At 50.2% G+C, this 17897-nt stretch carries 16 protein-coding genes and 1 CRISPR repeat array; of the genes, 10 read left to right on the plus strand and 6 right to left on the minus strand.

The features are described from left to right. Positions 1–364: direct repeats of the CRISPR family, unit length 30 nt; unit sequence GTTAAAATCAGACCAAAATGGGATTGAAAT. Positions 365–622: 258 nt separating this feature from the next. From QFX39_RS07070 to QFX39_RS07080, 3 genes are all read right to left on the minus strand, one after another. After that, positions 623–2812 (minus strand): CDC48 family AAA ATPase, encoded by a 2190-nt coding sequence (locus QFX39_RS07070; RefSeq protein WP_300478813.1) that lies wholly within the window; start codon positions 2810–2812, stop codon positions 623–625. A 200-nt stretch (positions 2813–3012) separates the two neighbouring features. Next, entirely contained in the window at positions 3013–4317 is a 1305-nt protein-coding gene (locus QFX39_RS07075; protein WP_300479047.1) for a prephenate dehydrogenase, read from the minus strand. A gap of 10 nt (positions 4318–4327) precedes the next feature. Next, the gene (locus tag QFX39_RS07080) at positions 4328–4678 is read right to left on the minus strand and encodes a hypothetical protein (protein WP_300478816.1); all 351 of its coding nucleotides are present in this window, start codon (positions 4676–4678) and stop codon (positions 4328–4330) included. Between the two features lie 114 nt (positions 4679–4792). On the opposite strand from QFX39_RS07080, the gene QFX39_RS07085 reads away from it, so the two are divergent. The 3 genes from QFX39_RS07085 to QFX39_RS07095 are packed head-to-tail and all read left to right on the plus strand — an operon-like array spanning position 4793 to position 7933. After that, a complete protein-coding gene (locus QFX39_RS07085; RefSeq protein WP_300478819.1) occupies positions 4793–5854 on the plus strand; it encodes an mRNA surveillance protein pelota in 1062 nt (353 codons plus the stop codon). 12 nt (positions 5855–5866) lie between these two features. Beyond that, the gene (locus QFX39_RS07090) at positions 5867–7021 is read left to right on the plus strand and encodes a radical SAM protein (protein WP_300478821.1); all 1155 of its coding nucleotides are present in this window, start codon (positions 5867–5869) and stop codon (positions 7019–7021) included. Positions 7022–7042: 21 nt separating this feature from the next. After that, positions 7043–7933 carry a hypothetical protein gene (locus QFX39_RS07095; protein WP_300478823.1) on the plus strand — a complete coding sequence of 297 codons (891 nt, stop codon included), beginning with the start codon at positions 7043–7045 and terminating at the stop codon, positions 7931–7933. A 4-nt stretch (positions 7934–7937) separates the two neighbouring features. Here QFX39_RS07095 and QFX39_RS07100 read toward each other — a convergent pair whose 3' ends face one another. Further along, entirely contained in the window at positions 7938–9614 is a 1677-nt protein-coding gene (locus QFX39_RS07100; RefSeq protein ID WP_300478826.1) for an AarF/ABC1/UbiB kinase family protein, read from the minus strand. Between the two features lie 99 nt (positions 9615–9713). Here QFX39_RS07100 and QFX39_RS07105 point away from each other — a divergent pair, with 99 nt between their 5' ends. Next, entirely contained in the window at positions 9714–10763 is a 1050-nt protein-coding gene (locus QFX39_RS07105) for a glycosyltransferase (protein ID WP_300478829.1), read from the plus strand. Positions 10764–10816: 53 nt separating this feature from the next. On the opposite strand, the gene QFX39_RS07110 is transcribed toward QFX39_RS07105, so the two are convergent. After that, complete coding sequence (locus tag QFX39_RS07110) at positions 10817–12100, minus strand: NAD(P)/FAD-dependent oxidoreductase (protein ID WP_300478832.1); 1284 nt, start codon at positions 12098–12100, stop codon at positions 10817–10819. Between the two features lie 126 nt (positions 12101–12226). On the opposite strand from QFX39_RS07110, the gene QFX39_RS07115 reads away from it, so the two are divergent. Further along, positions 12227–12475 (plus strand): HypC/HybG/HupF family hydrogenase formation chaperone, encoded by a 249-nt coding sequence (locus QFX39_RS07115; protein WP_300478835.1) that lies wholly within the window; start codon positions 12227–12229, stop codon positions 12473–12475. A gap of 68 nt (positions 12476–12543) precedes the next feature. Here QFX39_RS07115 and QFX39_RS07120 read toward each other — a convergent pair whose 3' ends face one another. Further along, positions 12544–13047, minus strand: coding sequence for an amino acid-binding protein (locus QFX39_RS07120; protein ID WP_300478837.1), 504 nt, complete (start codon positions 13045–13047; stop codon positions 12544–12546). Between the two features lie 97 nt (positions 13048–13144). Here QFX39_RS07120 and trpE point away from each other — a divergent pair, with 97 nt between their 5' ends. The 5 genes from trpE to trpB are packed head-to-tail and all read left to right on the plus strand — an operon-like array spanning position 13145 to position 17871. Next, the gene (gene trpE / locus QFX39_RS07125) at positions 13145–14557 is read left to right on the plus strand and encodes an anthranilate synthase component I (RefSeq protein ID WP_300478840.1); all 1413 of its coding nucleotides are present in this window, start codon (positions 13145–13147) and stop codon (positions 14555–14557) included. A 5-nt stretch (positions 14558–14562) separates the two neighbouring features. Then, positions 14563–15144, plus strand: a complete 582-nt coding sequence (locus QFX39_RS07130) for an aminodeoxychorismate/anthranilate synthase component II (RefSeq protein ID WP_300479049.1) — start codon at positions 14563–14565, stop codon at positions 15142–15144. Positions 15145–15148: 4 nt separating this feature from the next. Next, positions 15149–15973, plus strand: a complete 825-nt coding sequence (locus QFX39_RS07135) for an indole-3-glycerol phosphate synthase TrpC (protein ID WP_300478843.1) — start codon at positions 15149–15151, stop codon at positions 15971–15973. Between the two features lie 28 nt (positions 15974–16001). Beyond that, positions 16002–16682, plus strand: a complete 681-nt coding sequence (locus QFX39_RS07140) for a phosphoribosylanthranilate isomerase (RefSeq protein ID WP_300478845.1) — start codon at positions 16002–16004, stop codon at positions 16680–16682. Positions 16683–16692: 10 nt separating this feature from the next. Further along, the gene (trpB, locus tag QFX39_RS07145) at positions 16693–17871 is read left to right on the plus strand and encodes a tryptophan synthase subunit beta (protein ID WP_300478847.1); all 1179 of its coding nucleotides are present in this window, start codon (positions 16693–16695) and stop codon (positions 17869–17871) included. Positions 17872–17897: the final 26 nt, after the last annotated feature.

The following is a 17897-nucleotide window of genomic DNA, read 5'->3' on the forward strand; positions in this document are numbered from 1 at the left end:
GTTAAAATCAGACCAAAATGGGATTGAAATGAACCAAAAGAATGGATACTAATGACAGGAGACAAGTTAAAATCAGACCAAAATGGGATTGAAATCCAAGTTCCTTTTTCTTTTATTCCCTGCCTGGTTCTGGTTAAAATCAGACCAAAATGGGATTGAAATAAAGCTTCTAGTTGTTTTATAAATTCGTCTATTGTGAGTTAAAATCAGACCAAAATGGGATTGAAATGTAAAAACGCACACTACCAGCATTCGACGAAGCACAAAGTTAAAATCAGACCCAAAATGGGATTGAAATTGGTTTAAGGATATGTATGGTGATGTTGATAAAATTGTTAAAATCAGACCAAAATGGGATTGAAATTTAAAGTATGGATAAGAAGGTGGTTAGATTGGTGAGTGATGAGCTAAGGAAATACAAGGATGTATATTTTTAATTCTATTGTTTTTGTTACTCGTTCTCTTTTTTTGGAGTATGATATTGGGAGGATGATAGCAGACTCATCCCTTTGTCTTTTCCTTAAACAGTCGAAGAGGTTGTAATGCTTATTTATCCTGAATTTAAAAAAAGATCTCTTTTAAATTAAAAATGTGTATAAATTCATTTAAAAAAATTTAGAGGTTAATGGTACTGAACCTGTTCCTCAACGCCACCCTTTGGTTTTATCTTCTCCATGGCCTCAAGGAAGTGTTTCATCGGGACCTCCTCTGCGTCCATGTTCTCTCTGAGTGTCAGCATGGCGGCCTCCCTGCAGACGGCTTCAATGTCGGCACCAACGTATCCTTCTGTCTTGTCCGCCAGTTTTTCAAGGTTCACGTCATCTGCAAGCGGCATATCCTTGGTGTGCACCTTGAATATGGCGAGCCTTGCCTCCCTGTCGGGGTCTTCTACCTTGACGTGTCTGTCGAATCTTCCAGGTCGGAGGAGTGCAGGGTCAAGGATGTCTGGCCTGTTGGTTGCGGCTATCACAGCAACGTCCTGCAGTTCCTCAAGTCCATCGATCTCTGTGAGGAGCTGGTTCACAACGCGCTGGGTCACACCGGAGTCTGCCGTGCTTCCACTTCTCATTGAGGCTATTGAGTCTATCTCATCAAAGAAGATCACGGTTGGCGCTGTCTGACGGGCTTTTCTGAAGACTTCACGGACACCCTTCTCAGATTCGCCCACCCATTTTGAGAGGAGTTCAGGGCCCTTCACGGCTATGAAGTTTGCCTGGCTCTCATTGGCGACTGCCTTGGCGAGGAGTGTCTTACCTGTACCTGGTGATCCATGCAGGAGGATGCCTTTTGGCGGTTTTATGCCGAATTTCTTGAACCTGTCAGGGTACTTGAGGGGCCACTCCACGGCCTCCCTGAGTTCCTGTTTGGCGTCCTCCAGTCCACCTATGTCCTCCCATGAAACGTTGGGCACCTGTACAAGGACCTCCCTGAGTGCTGATGGCTGAACCTCCTTCAGGGCTTCCTTGAAATCTGCCCTTGTGACTATCATCTTCTTGAGGACCTCTTTGGGTATCTCCTCATCGGCCTTTATCTCAGGGAGAACCCTCCTCAGCACCCTCATGGCGGATTCCTTACAGAGTGATTCCAGGTCTGCGCCCACAAAGCCGTGGGTTATCTCTGCAAGTTCATCAAGGTCAACGTCCTCTGCCAGTGGCATACCCCTGGTGTGTATCTGGAGTATTTCCTTCCTTTCTTCCCTGTCAGGGACGCCTATTTCGATTTCACGGTCGAATCTTCCGGGTCTTCTGAGCGCAGGGTCGAGGGCGTCTGGTCTGTTGGTTGCACCTATGACCACAACCTGGCCCCTGCTTTTCAGGCCATCCATGAGGGTGAGGAGCTGGGCAACTATTCTCCTTTCAACCTCGCCACTGACGTCCTCCCTTTTGGGTGCTATTGCATCTATTTCATCTATGAATATGATGGATGGCGCGTTTTCCTCTGCTTCCTCGAAGAATTCCCTCAGCCTCTCCTCTGATCCTCCAACGTATTTGCTCATTATTTCGGGACCGTTTATGGCTATGAAGTGGGCGTCGCTTTCGTTGGCGACTGCCTTGGCGAGGAGTGTCTTTCCTGTACCTGGTGGCCCGTGCATGAGGACACCCTTTGGTGGTGTTATGCCGAGCCTCTCGAAGAGTTCGGGCCTCTTGAGGGGGATCTCTATCATCTCTCTGACCTTTTTGACCTCCTCCTTGAGGCCTCCGATGTCCTCGTATGTGACGTCCACAAGGTTCTTCACGCCCTCCAGTTTGCTGACGTCAACGGGTTTTGACTGCATTTCCACCTGGGTTGTGGGTGTGACCCTAACTACACCTGCGGGGCTTGTTGATACGACTGCGAGTTTTATTTCCCCCAGGGGTGAGAGGTCCATGAAGTCCCTGAAGAACTCATCGAAGAGCCCTCCACCGGATATCTGCTGCCTTATCCCTGATACGATTATGTCCCCCTTGACGAGGACTCTGTTGAGGAATGCTGATCTTATGTCTCCACGTATGATCACTTCCTGGTCAACGGGTGCCAGGACGACCTTCTGGGCGTCCTTTACCTCTGCCCTTCTCACTGTCACCTCTTCGCCGATGGATGCCCCTGCATTTTTACGGAGGTATCCATCTATCCTTATGATTCCGAGGCCTATGTCGGACTGTGATGATATGACGGTTGCAGCGGTCAGTTTTTTACCCTCTATTTCGATTATGTCCCCATCAGAGAGACCCAGTTTTTCCATGCATGCGGGGTCCACACGGGCTATTCCTCTACCAACGTCCTGCTGGGCGAGGGCCTCTGCAACCTTTAATTTTATTTCCTTTTCTGCCATACAACCCACCTCTTTTATGTGATTATTATGATTCCGGTTAAATTTATAATTTAACGGAATGTTTTAGTAAATTTAAGTTACTATAATATCGAAGTAAGTCATCATATATAAAGTTTTCGGTATATTTATATAGTAATAGTAGAATCAATTAATACTTACCCTATGGTCCACTTCAGCCATATCTAAGAGAGGTGTGGCTGCTACCTTATCCTGGCTCCCATACCCTCAAGGATTCCCCTGACCCTCTCATAGTCCTCCCGCTGGAATACACGAATCCTGAGGGTTAAACTCACATGACCATCGGGTATCTGCGGGCCACTGTAAACATCAACAACCTCTGAGTTAGCAACACCATCAAGAAGCCCTGTGAGGTACTCAATAACCTGGGGGTCCACTGTATCCGGAAAAACAGCTGATATATCATACACACGTGTGGGAAGGTTTTCAGCCTTCCACCTCTGGAGTTCATCATCAGATAGAACCATTATGTTGGAGATCTTGAAGCTGAGCACCCTCTTACCTTCCCTGAGGGTCGCATAATCCGGTGTGACCGACTCAAGCACCCCAACATGTACCTTACCCGAATAGATGTGCCTCAGACCAACTTCTCCTCCAACAGAATCCTTCAGAATTTTAAGTTCCTCATTGAGGGCCTCTATTGCCTTATCAGACCTCCCCAGGGACGCCTCAACATCATCGATGTTCTTGGCTGCAAGACCCATCCTTGATACGAATTCATCCATCCTGCCATCACTGAGCATCTCATTGAGTTCAGAGGCAGTCCTAAGGAAACTGTCACGCATATCCTGTCCATGGGGGTTATGGGTCTGGATGGAGTACGCCAGGTATGGGTTCTGGGCCACTATCCTTGCAATGGTGTCTATCATGAGGTTGTATATGGGGCTTGCAAATTTCCTCGACTCCCTTATATCGACCCCCTCTGCCTCGAGGGTGGATGCTATGCTTATGTAGGCAAAGTGTGTCAGCACCTGCACAACACTCATCATACGGTCATGGGTTGCAGGGTCAGTTACTATAACACGGGCCTTACGTTTCTCAAGGAAATCAATGACGGTATCAACCCATGGGTTTTCCTGTGTGGGTGTCAGGACAACAACCTGCCCCTCAAGGGAGGAGACTCTGGGCCCAAACATGGGGTGGGCTGGAAGATGGTGGGCGCCATCCCCTATGGACTCCTCCATGACCCTGGCCGGCTCCTCCTTTACAGATGTGACGTCCATCAGGAGGCCCCCCTTCCTGACATGGGGGGCGACCTCCCTTATAACATCTGCAGTTGCATCTATGGGCACAGAAACAACCACGACATCTGCACGGGACGCTGCCTGGACGTTGTCACTGCAGTATTCCACACCAATCCTTGACGCGGCTTCCATTCCAGCATCAGGGTCCCTTCCGGTGATTATGACCCTTATTCCCTCCTTTTTCAGGAATCTGGCTATCCAGTATCCAAGCCCACGCGTACCCCCTATGATGCTCACAATCATTTCCACCAGCCTACTCCCTGAAGGCCTTAACGGCAATGTAGCCCCCTATACCACCCAGCAGGAGGCTCAGGCCCCCGATGATTACAAGACCCGTGGTGAAGGTGAATATATCAGGCGCGGCAAGACCTGCAATTCTACCTGGCATCCTGGGACCGAATATCATCCCTGATGAGAAACTTATAACCGCAAGAATGAGTGAAGCGGCAGCCCCTCCACCTGCACTTCTCCTTTCAGCCCTTGTGAGGTAGGCTGCCAGGAACCCTGTGAAGGTGTAAACAAAGAGGCCGTCAATGAAGAATAGCATGATGAAGCCCACGATGATGCTCAGAAAAATTGCAGTGCCTGATTCATAGTCACCCATCAGATTACACTCCTATCCTACTAGCTGACTCTTAATTTATAAAAGCATTCATATATATTATCATTGATCATTCAGCATATAGAATCATTTTTCCAATGATTTCAGGGTGAAGAGATGAGGATAGTACATGAGGATGAGAAAAACGGCGTCATAGAAGTTGTACCAGAAACCCTTGACGATCTCTGGCACCTCTCCCATATAATTGAGGAGGGGGACCTGCTTTCGGCAAGGACAACAAGGAGGATACAGGATACCAGTGGAGAGAAGATAAGAAGCGACAGGGGAGTTAAGAAAACCTTCTATCTGGGTATAAGGGTGGAAGGTGTCAGTTTCCACATCTACACAGGAAAACTCAGAGCAACAGGGGTTATAGAGCGGGGCCCTGAGGACCTGGTCCCCCTTGGGTCGCACCACACCCTTGAGGTTAAACTCAACACCCCCCTCAGGATCAAAAAGGATTCCTGGAGCAGATGGACACTTAAGAGGCTTCAGGAGGCGGTGGAGGCATCAAAGCATATCAGGGCAGTCATAGTTGTGATTGAGGATGATGTGGCAGACATTGGAGTCATAAGACAGTATGGTGTGGAGTACCAGGGCCCCATCACAGGTCACATCCCGGGTAAGAGGATGCAGCAGAGGGACCGGGGTAAACTGCGCCTTGAATTCTATGAGAGTATAGTGGACGCCCTAAAAAAATACGGTGAACTTGAGACAATCATAATTGCAGGTCCTGGCTTCTACAAGTCGGACTTCCATGAATACCTGCTTGAGAAGCACCCTGAGATCGGAAGGAAGGCCGTGGTTGAGAACACCGGGACCGGCGGAAGGTCAGGAATATACGAGGTTCTTAAGAAGGGCACCGTGGAGAGGGTTTCATCAGAGAACAGGGTGGCAGCAGAGGTAAGGAATGTGAATGAGGTCCTTGAGAGGCTTGGGAGGGACCCTGAAACGGTGGTCTATGGCAGGGAGGAGGTGCTGGATGCCATCAATATGGGGGCTGTTGAGAGGCTGCTGGTCCTTGACAGGGTTGTAAGCAGGGAGGATATTGAGGGATACCTTGATATCGTTGAGAGCATGGGGGGTTCCGTGGTTCTCATAAGCAGTGAACACGAGGGCGGTAAACAGCTGGAATCCCTCGGTGGACTTGCAGGTATCCTGAGGTTCAGGATTTCATGATGGGGGTATCAGGTGTTCAGGATTCTCCAGGATAAATGCACCGGCTGCGGGAGATGCAGGATGCTCCAGTGCAGCGGAAAATGTTCAGGGTGTGGGGCCTGCCAGCGGGTATGCCCTGAGGGCGCAGTTGTTCCAGGGAGTAGGGATGATACAGAGTACAGGGTGACAGTAAACAGTGAAGATGTCATGGCCACCGGCACCGTGGGGGACGCCCTTGAGGTTGCAGGTATCAGGGTAAGTGACATTCCCTGTGAGGGCGAATTATTCTCACCATGCGGTACAGGCGGATGCTGGGCCTGCGCTGTATCAGCAAATGGCAGGACGGTGCAGTCCTGTGTAACACCCCTTGAGGAGGGGATGGTCATAGAGACCATACCTGAACCACCACTCAGGTATGTGAGCAACTTCGGCCCCCACACTGCTGGGGGAGTGGGGACACCCTTCAGTGAAAAGGGGGATGGCCCCGTTGAGGTGGTGTGCTTCGCCCATGGATGCAACCTGAGGTGTCCCCAGTGCCAGAACAGCCAGGTGGCGTTCACCAGGGGTGACACTTTGCTTGACCCTGAAGAAACCGCAATGATACTCCTTGGGGTTGAATCGATTTACAGGACAGGCACCGTGACGTTCTCTGGCGGTGAATGCACACTTAACAGGTCATGGCTCTCCGGTTCAGTGAGGAGGATAAGGGAACTTGATGGGGGGATCAACATTCACGTGGACACAAATGGCACCGTGCTCACCCAGGGATACATTGATGAACTTGTTGAGGCCGGCATGAACCGGATAGGAATTGACCTCAAGGGTAGGAGGCTGGAGACATTCATGGGGATAGCAGGGCTCAGCGACACTGAGAAAGCCAGTGTGTACCTTGAAAACGCCTGGAATGCCTTCAGGTACATATCTGAGGAGCATGATGGAATATTCATGGGCCTGGGGGTCCCATACAACAGGGCACTCATATCCACCGGGGAGATTGCTGAAATGGCGTCTGAGATAGCCTCTGTCAGTCCAGACGTCCAGGTAACCCTCCTTGACTACAGGCCCGAGTTCAGGCTTAAAAACATAAAGAGGCCCTCGGTTTCTGAAATGATTGTGGTTCGTGACCTGATGCTTGACGGGGGCCTCAGAAGGGTAATTGTTCAGACATCGGAGGGGTTCATAGGATGATCACAGACGGGGTGGGAGAACATGCTTATGTTGATTTATGACTGGGACCTGCTTTTAGCGGCTGTCGCTGTGCTTGTACTGACACCTGCTGCTGCGGCCATCATATCCCTCTTTAAAAATTCAAATCTCTACACTGATGTGAGGGGTGGCACACCCCGCGGTGCCGGTATTGTTCCATGGGCAGCACTCTCCATATTCACACCCCCACCATTTAACGTGCCTATTGCTGTAATGGGGGTTCTGGCCTTTATTGATGACCTTGCTGGAAGAAGAGGGATAATGAACCTTCCCATTGAGTGGGGGCAGCTTTCAAGGGGATTGGGTATACTGGGAGTCTTCCTCATCACCTACCCCTTCATGGGGGCATGGGGGCTCCTTGTGGCACTCATGGTACAGCCATTGAATATTGCCGACATGCAGCCGGGTGTGGCCTGCACCGTGACTGTCATCATGTCCCTCCTGGCACTCCCTGCAGCGGTCGTAACAGGTTCAGGCATCCACCTTGCCCTTCTCATCATGGTGGTGGCACTGGCGTACTCACCACTTGATTACATGGGGAGGGTAATGATGGGGGAGGTTGGAAACCACAGCTTCGCAGTTGCCCTCGGCCTCTTATTCTACAGTTCAGGGGGGCCGTGGCTTCTCCTGGTGCTCTTTCTCCTCACACCCCTTGTAACGGCCATTTTAAGGAGGGGCAATCTCTCAGAATTCCTTGAGAAGAGACTTAAAATTGAGAACCCCACCCTCGGGGATCTTTATATGGATGTCATGACAGGCGGAGGTCTCGGGGATCTTTTAAGGAGGATCATACTCGGTAGGAGGGCTTTCAGAATCAGGAACCCCTTCCTGATTTCGCTGGGGTTCAGAAGGCTACTTTTCAACCCCCATGCGTCCCGGCTCCCGGAGTCCTGATCCCTCAGGTCATCTTCCTTGACTTTATGATTGAAATTATGAGTGCAAGGGCTATGAGGAAACTCACAGCAAAACCGAAAAGCCCCAGGAAGGGGAACTTCTGGAGTATCAGGGCCTCCTTTGGGATTGCGACCAGTGATGAGCCTATTATGAGGGCTGATACCAGCATGGCCACAGATATCCTGTTGGTTGATCTTTCAATTCTCCTTGATATCTCATCGAGGTTCCTGTGCTCAAGTTCCATCTTGAGTTTACCCTCCTCCAGCCGCTGGAGCGCCCTTATAACACCGCGTGGGAGATCGTTCACTATGTGTTCAAGTTCTATGAGAGTTGAGGGGACCTCGTCCAGGTTCCGCAGGGGATTCAGGCGTTTTCTGATGAGGCTGTAGGTCATCTCCCATGCAACCTCAAGTCCATTGAATCTGGGATCCAGGCGCTCACCAAGATCCTCTGCCATGCTCATGACCCTTGCAAGGAGCACGAAGTCACGGGGGATCCTTATCCTGTGCTTCATTATCATCTCAGGCATTGTGAATTCTGTGAGGATCTCCCCAACCTTCTTAACGTCGGCACCATAGTAGCGATCAAGGAGGTCTATTATATCGTACTTGACCTCTTCAAGGTCTGTATCCTCTGTGAGGATATTCATGTACCTCAGCTGGCTCACTATACCGTTCACATCGTAGTTCATGAGCAGAATGAAGAGTTCAGCCAGTTTGTCCCGGAATGAACGGTCAAGGTGGCCCATCATCCCGAAGTCCAGGAAGCACAGTACATTACCCCTCTGGACGAGTATATTGCCTGGGTGTGGGTCGGCGTGGAAGAAGCCGTGTATGAATATCTGCCTGAAGTAGCAACGGGCACCCCGCTCTGCTATTGTTCGTGCATTGAATTTTATGTCTGATTCAAGGATCTCTGTGAGTTTAACCCCCTCAACGTACTCCATGGTCAGCACCCTGCTGGTGGAGTATTCCCGGTAGACGTAGGGGGCGTAAACGGTTTCGTCATCAAGGAACATGGCCCTGAATCTCTCAGCGTTGTTGGCCTCCTGGTGGTAGTCCAGTTCCTTCCTGATGGCCCTTTCAAACTCCGCCACTATACCCGGGAGATTGTAGTACTCGAGACCCGGGATACGGTCATTTGCAAGCTTTGCAAGGTACTTCATGAGTATAATATCACTTTTCACGGTGGTGGCTATACCCGGGCGCTGCACCTTAACGGCAACAGCCTCCCCGCTTTTCAAACGTGCCCTGTGGACCTGACCTATGGATGCCGATGCAAGGGGTTCCTCATGGAATTCTGAAAAGATATCCTCCAGTGGCTTACCAAGTTCAGATTCGATAACCCTCCTGACATCCCTGAAGGGGAACGGCGGCGCCTCGTCCTGAAGCTTGGCCAGTTCATCTGCTATTTCCCTGCCCACAAGGTCCGCCCTGGTGCTCAGCACCTGGCCCAGTTTGATGAAGGTTGTCCCCAGTTCTTCAAGGACGAGCCTGAGGCGTACTGGGGCCGGTTCATGGATCTCCTCAGGGCTCCTTATGTAGAGTTTGAGGCTTTCAAAGAGTCTGTTTTTGAGGCCTATGGCCTCAAGTATGTTCCCGAAGTGGTACTTGCCCATTACCCTTACGATCTCCCTGAGGCGCCCCATGTCGGGCCTCTTATTATATGGGGGTATGTTCATATTAACCACTTATTTAATGTATAATATTTAAACCTATTTTGCAGATATAGAATCTCCCGTTACATTTCATGGGTTTTTCACTGAAATCATGGTGATCATATGAAGGCACTTTTCACTGTAACAGGTCGGGGAATGGGTGGAGACGCAATAACAGCACTAAACATAGCCAGTGCACTTGAGAAGAGAGGATTTGAATGCGAATTTGCACTTGATCACAGCGCCCCCGGGATACTCCTCAAAAAGAGGGGTATCGACTGGCACAGGGTCAGGATACCCCAGGCAGGGGGCCACGCAGCAAGCAGGCTGAAACTACTGAAGGCTGCTTTCAGGACCCTGAGGGCGGTTTACGAGACAGGAAGGCTGATAAGGAAGATCAAACCGGATGTGGTTGTTGGCGTGATAGGCGGGGGCGCGGTGGTGGGCTGCCTTGCCGCAAGAATTACCGGAGTGCCTGCTGTGGGTGTTCTTATAACCCCAACCGATGCACGGGTCTGCACCCGCCTCAACAGGAACGTGGCGCTTCCAGAGTCCAGCCTATTTGGAAAGGACGCTGAGGGAGTTGAGAGCGTATATTCACCCATCAGCCCTGATATAACACTGGGGGATCCTGAAAGGGCCATTCAAAGGATGCCCCCTGAATTTGACCCTGAGAAACCAACCATTGTTTTCTCCTCGGGTTCATCCCTCTTCAGGATGATGGCCGAGGCCGCGGTTAAAATGGCAGAATCAGATCTCAGTGCAAACATCACAGTTGTGGGGCACCCCCTCAGGGAGGAATACGGGCGGATGGTGGACCGTGAGGGGATAATCAACCTGGGCTACATAGACTGGGTCAGTGACCTCTACAGCCTCGCTGACCTTGTGGTGCTCTCTGATGATGGGGTGATGGTCCATGAGGCCATTGCAATGAGGGTGCCGGTGGTGGCACTGAGGGGTGTCAAGTATGGAAGGTACCATAACATGGGTGCTGTCTTCAGGGGGGCCGTGCTGGAGACAGACCTTGATGGTATAGATGGGGCTATTTTGAGGGCACTTGAGGCTTCAGATGATATGAGGAGGGCGGCGGAGGCCTACAGTGGTGATGTAATGGGGTCGGCAGATAGGATAGCTGAAATTATAGAGGAGGAGGCAGTTAAATCAGTGTCTTGAGTTTGGAGTGCGCCCCCCCTTGTATTGGTATCTTATCTGAGGAGGCTGTTAAGTCAGTACCTTGAGAGGAACCTCATGAGCTTGTATACACCATCCGTTGAGGGGTGTGTCTCCACGAAGTCCTCAAATTCATACATTGAAACACCCATTCGCATTAGCAGTGAAAGGTAGGGCATTATCAACCGGGCACCCGGTGCAACTGCGTAAACTGCAGTTGCAGTGCCATCATCCTGGATTCTAACCTTATTTAACCCTGTTTTCCCCTCAGGGACACTCCAGAAGGAACCTGGACCTGCAAGACCTGGTATAACAGCCTCCCTACCCTCAGGATCCCCGGTTTCGATGAAGCCAACATCGTACCCCAGTGATATTGCGTAGGGAAGATGCCGGTAGTCAATTCGCCTCTCAACACCCGCTGCATTGAGCCCTGCCACCACGCCTTCCATCCTTGCAACGGGTGTTGTTCCGTGGCCACCTGTAACGTCGCCTGCCGCGTAGACGTGTTTTCTTGAGGTCTCCATACGCTCATTAACCTTAACTGCACCGTTTTCTCTGAGCTCAACGAACCCATCAAGGAACTCTGAGTTTGGCCTCTGACCCGTTGCAAGGAGGGTGAGGCCTTCAATGCGGCCGGCTGATGTTTCGGCACCATCCTCATCTATTGAGGTGGTGGATGTATTCTCAAGGATTCTGACGTCTTTCAGAAGTTTCCTCATAACGTAATCCCTGATGAGGGGGTCAAGTTTGCCAAGGAACTCGCTTCTTGATACCACGGTCACATCTGATCCAAGGGAGGAGAATATGCCTGCAAATTCCGCTGCAATTACACCCCCACCTATTATCACGAGTTTCTCAGGGATCCTGTCAAGATCCAGCACGTCCCTGTAGGTTATGGCTTTTTCAGCGCCCTCAATTGGGGGGATGCTGGGCCTGGCCCCTGTTGCTATTATGAGCCTTTCATAGGGGAGTTCATCATCCCCTGCGATTACCTTACCCTCTGAGACCTCTGCGTCGGCGTATACTATCTCAACACCAGCATCACGTGTCTCCCTTTCTGTAACATGCCTTATCCTGTCGAGTGTTTTTCTCACACCCTCTGATATTTTCCTGTAGTCTGTGGAGTATTCAAGGTCGATGACACCAAGTTTCCTCAACTGGCGGGCTTCATCCAGGAATCTTGCAACGTCGTTCAGACCACACACAACCATACATCCCTCATTCAGGCATGTTCCCCCGATGAATTTCCTTTCAAGGATTGTAACGTCGTTTTCAAGGGCTGCAAGTTCCATGGCCGCGGCCCTTCCTGCGGGACCTCCCCCTATCACAACACACTTCATAGGACGCACCTGTATTAATTCTGAATGGTTATTTCCCACAAATATTTATATGTCACAAATCTTTATCTAATTACTGACAGTGTAATTTTTTGACTTTAATCCTATTAATTTGGAGAGGGTTATTGAATGTGTATTGCAGCACCTGCTCAGATTATTGAAATTGACAGTGAGGATAATGTTGCCACCGTCGACTTTGGTGGTGTGAGGCAACAGGTGAAACTTGATCTTGTGGATGACGTTGCGGAGGGCAAGTATGTGCTTGTTCACTCAGGCTACGCCATTGAGGTCATGTCTGACGAGGCGGCCAGGGAGTCCCTGGAGGCCTGGGATGAACTTCTAAAGGCCCTTGAAGAGGAGGATAACCTGGAAATTTGAATTTCCAGGATTCCATTTAATTTTAAAGGTTCTGGTTTATTTTTGCTGCAATGGTGTACTGAAGTCCTTCAGTATATCGACACCCTTTTAACACCATCTATTTTCAGGAATTCCCTGAGTAGACTGCCGGGGATAGGTTTTTCTGTTATTATGGTAAGTTTCGGATTTTCATCCAGTTCAGGGTCCCCTGCATGTGCCTGCCTTATTGTTATGCCGCTACTGGATATCAGCTCTGCAGCGGCGGCAAGTATCCCTGGGTTACGGGCCTCTGCCTCTATCTCCACAACACCAAAGTCAAGTTCGGCTGCAGCGTCCCTCAGGAGTGCCCCTGCGGGTCTGAGGTTATGGAATATCCCCCTGAGTTTTTCGTCCTCCAGGATGGTTTCTGCTGTTGCCCTTACTGTTCTCCTGTCAACACCTATGGCCCTTGCAAGGGCAACGTCATTTATTTCAACGTCATCACAGTAGACCTTTCCATCAGGGTCTATTCTGAGTCCCAGCTCTATGATTTTCCTTGCAACATCCATTCTCGACGGATATCTTTCGAACCTGTGCTTTATCTGATTCCACATAAACACACCACATCAATGTACATTATTATACAGGCAAGATTTAAATAGTACTTTCATGTATAAGTACTTTGTGGATTAATTAAGGTGATAGGAATGCATGGGAGTGAATGTTTTTGGCATTATAAACCTGGAAAAACCCATAAAAGAAAAACTGGAATTCAGAGAACCCTTTGAAGTATTCAAAAGTATCTATTCTGAATATGAGTCTTCATTCCTTCTGGAGTCCATGGAAAGTGACACTGGACTTGCAAGGTACTCCTTCATTGGATTTGAACCTGAGATGATAATAAGGGCCCGTGAAGGGGTCATTGAGGTTGATGATGGCGATTCCAGGGAGGAGTTTGATTCAAAAAACCCATTCGAGGACCTCAGGGGATTTCTGAAGATGGAAAAAAAGTCCGGAGGATTCTGTGGGGGTCTCGTGGGTTACATATCCTATCAGGCCGCAAGATTCTTTGACACCATCAGGCTCAGTGAAGGTGATTTCCCTGATTTTGAATTTGGACTCTTCCTTGATGGTATCATGTTCAACCACCTGACAGGGAAATGCAGTTACATCAGCCGTCACGGCAACAGGCTACCTGATATATCCCCTCTTCTTGGGGATGATGTCCCCACGGGGAGCCTTGGATACAGGAGGGAAAGAACACTCCTCTCAAAGAGGAGGTACATGGACATGGTCCTTGAGGCCAAGGAGAGGATAAGGGAGGGTGAAATATTTCAGGCAGTGCTCTCCAATGCCACAGATTACAGGCTGAGGGGAGACAGGCTGGCATTCTATGAATCCCTCAGGAGGATCAACCCCTCCCCATACATGTACCACCTTAAACTGGGTGAAAGGGAGATAACCGGCTCAAGCCCCGAGATGCTTGTCAGGGTTGAGGATAGAAGGGCTGAAACCTTCCCTATTGCAGGAACGCGTCCCAGAGGAAGGACAGAAGAGGAGGACAGGGTGATAGCCTCTGATCTTTTATCTGATGAGAAGGAACTTGCAGAGCACCTCATGCTGGTTGACCTGGCCCGGAACGATATAGGGCGGGTCTCGGAGTTTGGCTCGGTGGAGGTGCCTGAATACATGACCATAAAGAGGTTCTCCCATGTGCAGCACATACTCTCCCATGTAACCGGTAAATTGAGGGATGGAATTGACGCGATTGATGCACTGGGGGCTGTTTTTCCTGCAGGCACCGTGAGCGGAGCACCAAAGATAAGGGCAATGGAGATAATAGAGTCCCTTGAGGGTGTTCCAAGAAATGCCTATGCAGGTGCACTCGGCTACCTCTCACTCAATGGAAACGCGGACTTCGCAATAACCATAAGGTCAATGGTATGCCAGGGGAAAACAGGGAGAATCCAGGCAGGAGCAGGGATAGTGCATGACTCCATCCCGGAGATGGAATATCTGGAATGCCAGAATAAGGCCAGGGCCCTTATAAAATCAATGGAAATGGCAGCTGACACTGAGCATCTTATGGGTGCTCAGCTGCCCTACAATGGAAGTGGCAGGTGAAGAAGTTGATCCTGATAATCGATAACTATGACTCATTCACCCACAACCTCTACCAGATGGCAGGGGAGATCCTGATGGAAATGGATTCTGCAGATATCCTGGTTGTGAGAAACGATGAGGTGGACATTGATGATGTTAGGGACCTTGACCCTGAGAAGATAATAATCTCCCCGGGTCCAGGCAACCCCATTAAGAGGGAAGATTTTGGCATATGCGGTGATGTGATAGGTGAATTCACTGATAGACCCATACTGGGTGTCTGCCTCGGGCACCAGGGGATATTCCATTACTTTGGCGGTGCTGTTGGTTACGCGGAACCTGTTCATGGGAAGATCAGCCAGGTCTTCCATGACGGGTCAGAACTCTTCAGGGGAGTTCCAAATCCCTTCCTGGCCACAAGGTACCATTCACTGAGATGTGAGTGTAATGGGGTGCCTGAGGACATCCTGGTATCTGCATCTGCACCTGACGGCACCATAATGGCCATAAGACACCGGAAGTATCCAGTCTACGGGTTACAGTTCCACCCGGAATCCGCAGGAACCCCCCACGGGAGGGACATACTTGAGAACTTCCTCAGGATGTGATCACATGTCCATACTTCAGGAGATAATAAGGTCAAGAAAACTTGAGATCAAAAATTTATCCAGAAAAAAGCCCCTTGAGGAGCTCAGGGATGAATTAACATCCCTGGACGAACCATTGAGTTTCACCGATGCCCTCACAGGAAACAGGGTATCACTCATATGTGAATATAAAAGGGCATCCCCCTCCTCAGGGAGGACATATGGGAGAGGCCTCCATGAGATGATGGAGGTGTACAGGGAGGGTGCAGACGCTGTTTCTGTTATAACAGAGAACAGGTACTTTCAGGGCTCCATCGAGTTCCTCAGGGAGGCTTCAGAATATGGCATACCCCTTCTCATGAAGGACTTCGTGGTGGACGAGTACCAGATATACCAGGCAAGGGCATCAGGGGCATCATCGGTTCTCCTAATAACCGGGGTTTGCCCTGACCTTGAATCAGGGATCGAAACCTGCAGGGAACTCTCAATGGAGCCCCTGGTGGAGTGTCACAGCGCAATCGACATATACAGGGCCATAGAGGCCGGGGCAGAGATCATAGGAGTTAACAACAGAAACCTGGAAACACTCGAGGTTGACCTTGAGCGGACAAGGGCCCTGGCCCCCCTGGTACCTGATGACCTGCTCATGGTATCAGAAAGCGGGGTCAGGGGACCTGAGGATGCTGAGATCCTTGCAGGCTGCGGGGCGGATGCACTGCTCATAGGAACCTCCCTCATGCTGGCCAGTGATCCACGGGAACTCCTTGATGAGATAATGGCAGCTGTTAAATCCTGCAGACCTGGCAGAAAGAGGTACTCAGGGGATGAATTCTTTGAACAGTTCGCATGAGCAATCTCTGGGGACAGGGATGAGTCATATGAAGATCAAGATCTGTGGGCTCACCAGGGAGGAGGACGTTGTCCTTGCAGATTCACTTGGGGCCGATTTACTGGGATTCATACATATCCGCAGGTCGCCAAGGCACCTTGAACTGGGGGATGTGGCGGAACTCTCCTCCATCATACCGGATGAAAAGGCGGTTCTTGTCCTTGAGACATCAGAAACCAGTAGGATAAGGGAGGCCATAGATGAAACAGGTATAGAAAGGATACAGCTTCACTCTGTAAGTCCTGAAACAGCTGGAAGAATCCATGAGTCCCTCCATGATGATGGATACAGTCTGGAGCTGACCCTCGCCATCCCCCCACTTTCTTCCTACATCTGCGGACATGAATTTCAGGGAGTATCCGGCCTGATCCTTGACTCGGCTGCAGGCGGAAAAACAGGGGGCACAGGGAAGATAATACCCCCCTCAGATGGCCTTGAGTTACTGGCCCTTGTAAGGGGAATGGATCCCTCCCTGAGGGTTACACTTGCAGGGGGCCTTACACTGGAATTTGTCAGGAAAAACATGGAATATGTATCGAAATTCGACTGCCTGGACTTCAACTCAGGAATTGAGGCTGAGCCGGGTGTAAAGGACCATGAGATGATGGCTGAACTCATGGACTACATTGAGGGACTCCCCTCCAGAAAAGGGGCAATTGAAAAATTATAGGTGTTTTATCATGATAATGGATGGTAAATTCGGTAAATATGGGGGAATATTCGTGCCAGAACTCCTCATACCTGCACTTGAGGAGCTTGAGGCGGCATTCCTCCACTACAGTAAGGATAGGAGGTTCAATGAGGACCTGGACCACTACCTGAGGGAGTACGCAGGAAGACCAACAGGTCTGTACCACGCCAGGAACCTCTCAGAGAAACTTGGATGCAATGTCTACCTCAAGAGGGAGGATATGCTGCATACTGGGGCCCATAAAATAAACAATACAATAGGCCAGGCACTCCTCGCGAGGTATATGGGTAAGAGGAGGCTGATAGCAGAGACAGGTGCAGGGCAGCATGGAATAGCAACTGCAGCAGCAGGCGCCCTCTTCGGGATGGAAGTTGATGTCTACATGGGAACCGAGGATGTTGAGAGACAGAAACTCAACGTCTTCAGGATGGAGATCTCAGGTGCAAGGGTCATACCTGTTGATTCAGGTTCAAGGACACTTAAGGACGCCATAAACCAGGCCATGAGGGACTGGATAAGCAGCGTGGAGGACACCCACTATCTGATAGGATCCACCATGGGCCCCCACCCCTACCCCACCATGGTGAAGCACTTCCAGAGCGTCATAGGCAGGGAGGCCAGGGAACAGATACTTGAAATTGAGGGTGAACTCCCTGATACCATAATAGCCTGTGTTGGCGGAGGTAGCAACGCCATAGGTATATTCTCGGCCTTCCTGGAAGATGACGTTGAACTGATAGGTGCAGAGGGAGGGGGTGAAGGTATAGAGTCAGGAAACCATGGTGCAACCCTATCTGCCGGTTCAGAGGGTGTACTGCACGGTTCACTTTCATATGTACTCCAGGATGACGATGGGCAGATAAATGAGGCCCATTCGGTTTCGGCGGGCCTCGATTATCCAGGGGTTGGCCCAGAGCATGCATACCTCATGGAGACTGGAAGGGCAAGGTATGAGCCCATAACCGACGCCGAGGCCCTCAGGGGCTTCAAACTCCTCTCAAGATGTGAGGGTATAATGCCGGCGCTTGAAAGCGCCCATGCCATAGCATGCCTTGAAAAATACGCCTCAAAACCTGAAAACAGGGGAAAGAATGTTATAGTTAACCTTTCAGGAAGGGGAGACAAGGACATGTTCCTTGCAGCGGGCCTTCTGGGGGTGGATGTATGAATTACGCTAGAGTAACTCAGAACGAT

This window comes from Methanothermobacter sp. (assembly GCF_030055425.1).
GTDB lineage: Archaea > Methanobacteriota > Methanobacteria > Methanobacteriales > Methanothermobacteraceae > Methanothermobacter.

Excerpts from the sequence above, each read along its gene's own strand:
- QFX39_RS07070 (WP_300478813.1), bottom strand. The coding sequence starts at position 2,812 with ATGGCAGAAAAGGAAATAAAATTAAAGGTTGCAGAGGCCCTCGCCCAG.
- QFX39_RS07075 (WP_300479047.1), bottom strand. The coding sequence starts at position 4,317 with ATGATTGTGAGCATCATAGGGGGTACGCGTGGGCTTGGATACTGGATA.
- QFX39_RS07080 (WP_300478816.1), bottom strand. The coding sequence starts at position 4,678 with ATGGGTGACTATGAATCAGGCACTGCAATTTTTCTGAGCATCATCGTG.
- QFX39_RS07085 (WP_300478819.1), top strand. The coding sequence starts at position 4,793 with ATGAGGATAGTACATGAGGATGAGAAAAACGGCGTCATAGAAGTTGTA.
- QFX39_RS07095 (WP_300478823.1), top strand. The coding sequence starts at position 7,043 with ATGCTTATGTTGATTTATGACTGGGACCTGCTTTTAGCGGCTGTCGCT.
- QFX39_RS07100 (WP_300478826.1), bottom strand. The coding sequence starts at position 9,614 with ATGAACATACCCCCATATAATAAGAGGCCCGACATGGGGCGCCTCAGG.
- QFX39_RS07105 (WP_300478829.1), top strand. The coding sequence starts at position 9,714 with ATGAAGGCACTTTTCACTGTAACAGGTCGGGGAATGGGTGGAGACGCA.
- QFX39_RS07110 (WP_300478832.1), bottom strand. The coding sequence starts at position 12,100 with ATGAAGTGTGTTGTGATAGGGGGAGGTCCCGCAGGAAGGGCCGCGGCC.
- QFX39_RS07115 (WP_300478835.1), top strand. The coding sequence starts at position 12,227 with ATGTGTATTGCAGCACCTGCTCAGATTATTGAAATTGACAGTGAGGAT.
- QFX39_RS07120 (WP_300478837.1), bottom strand. The coding sequence starts at position 13,047 with ATGTGGAATCAGATAAAGCACAGGTTCGAAAGATATCCGTCGAGAATG.
- trpE (WP_300478840.1), top strand. The coding sequence starts at position 13,145 with ATGGGAGTGAATGTTTTTGGCATTATAAACCTGGAAAAACCCATAAAA.
- QFX39_RS07135 (WP_300478843.1), top strand. The coding sequence starts at position 15,149 with ATGTCCATACTTCAGGAGATAATAAGGTCAAGAAAACTTGAGATCAAA.
- QFX39_RS07140 (WP_300478845.1), top strand. The coding sequence starts at position 16,002 with ATGAAGATCAAGATCTGTGGGCTCACCAGGGAGGAGGACGTTGTCCTT.
- trpB (WP_300478847.1), top strand. The coding sequence starts at position 16,693 with ATGATAATGGATGGTAAATTCGGTAAATATGGGGGAATATTCGTGCCA.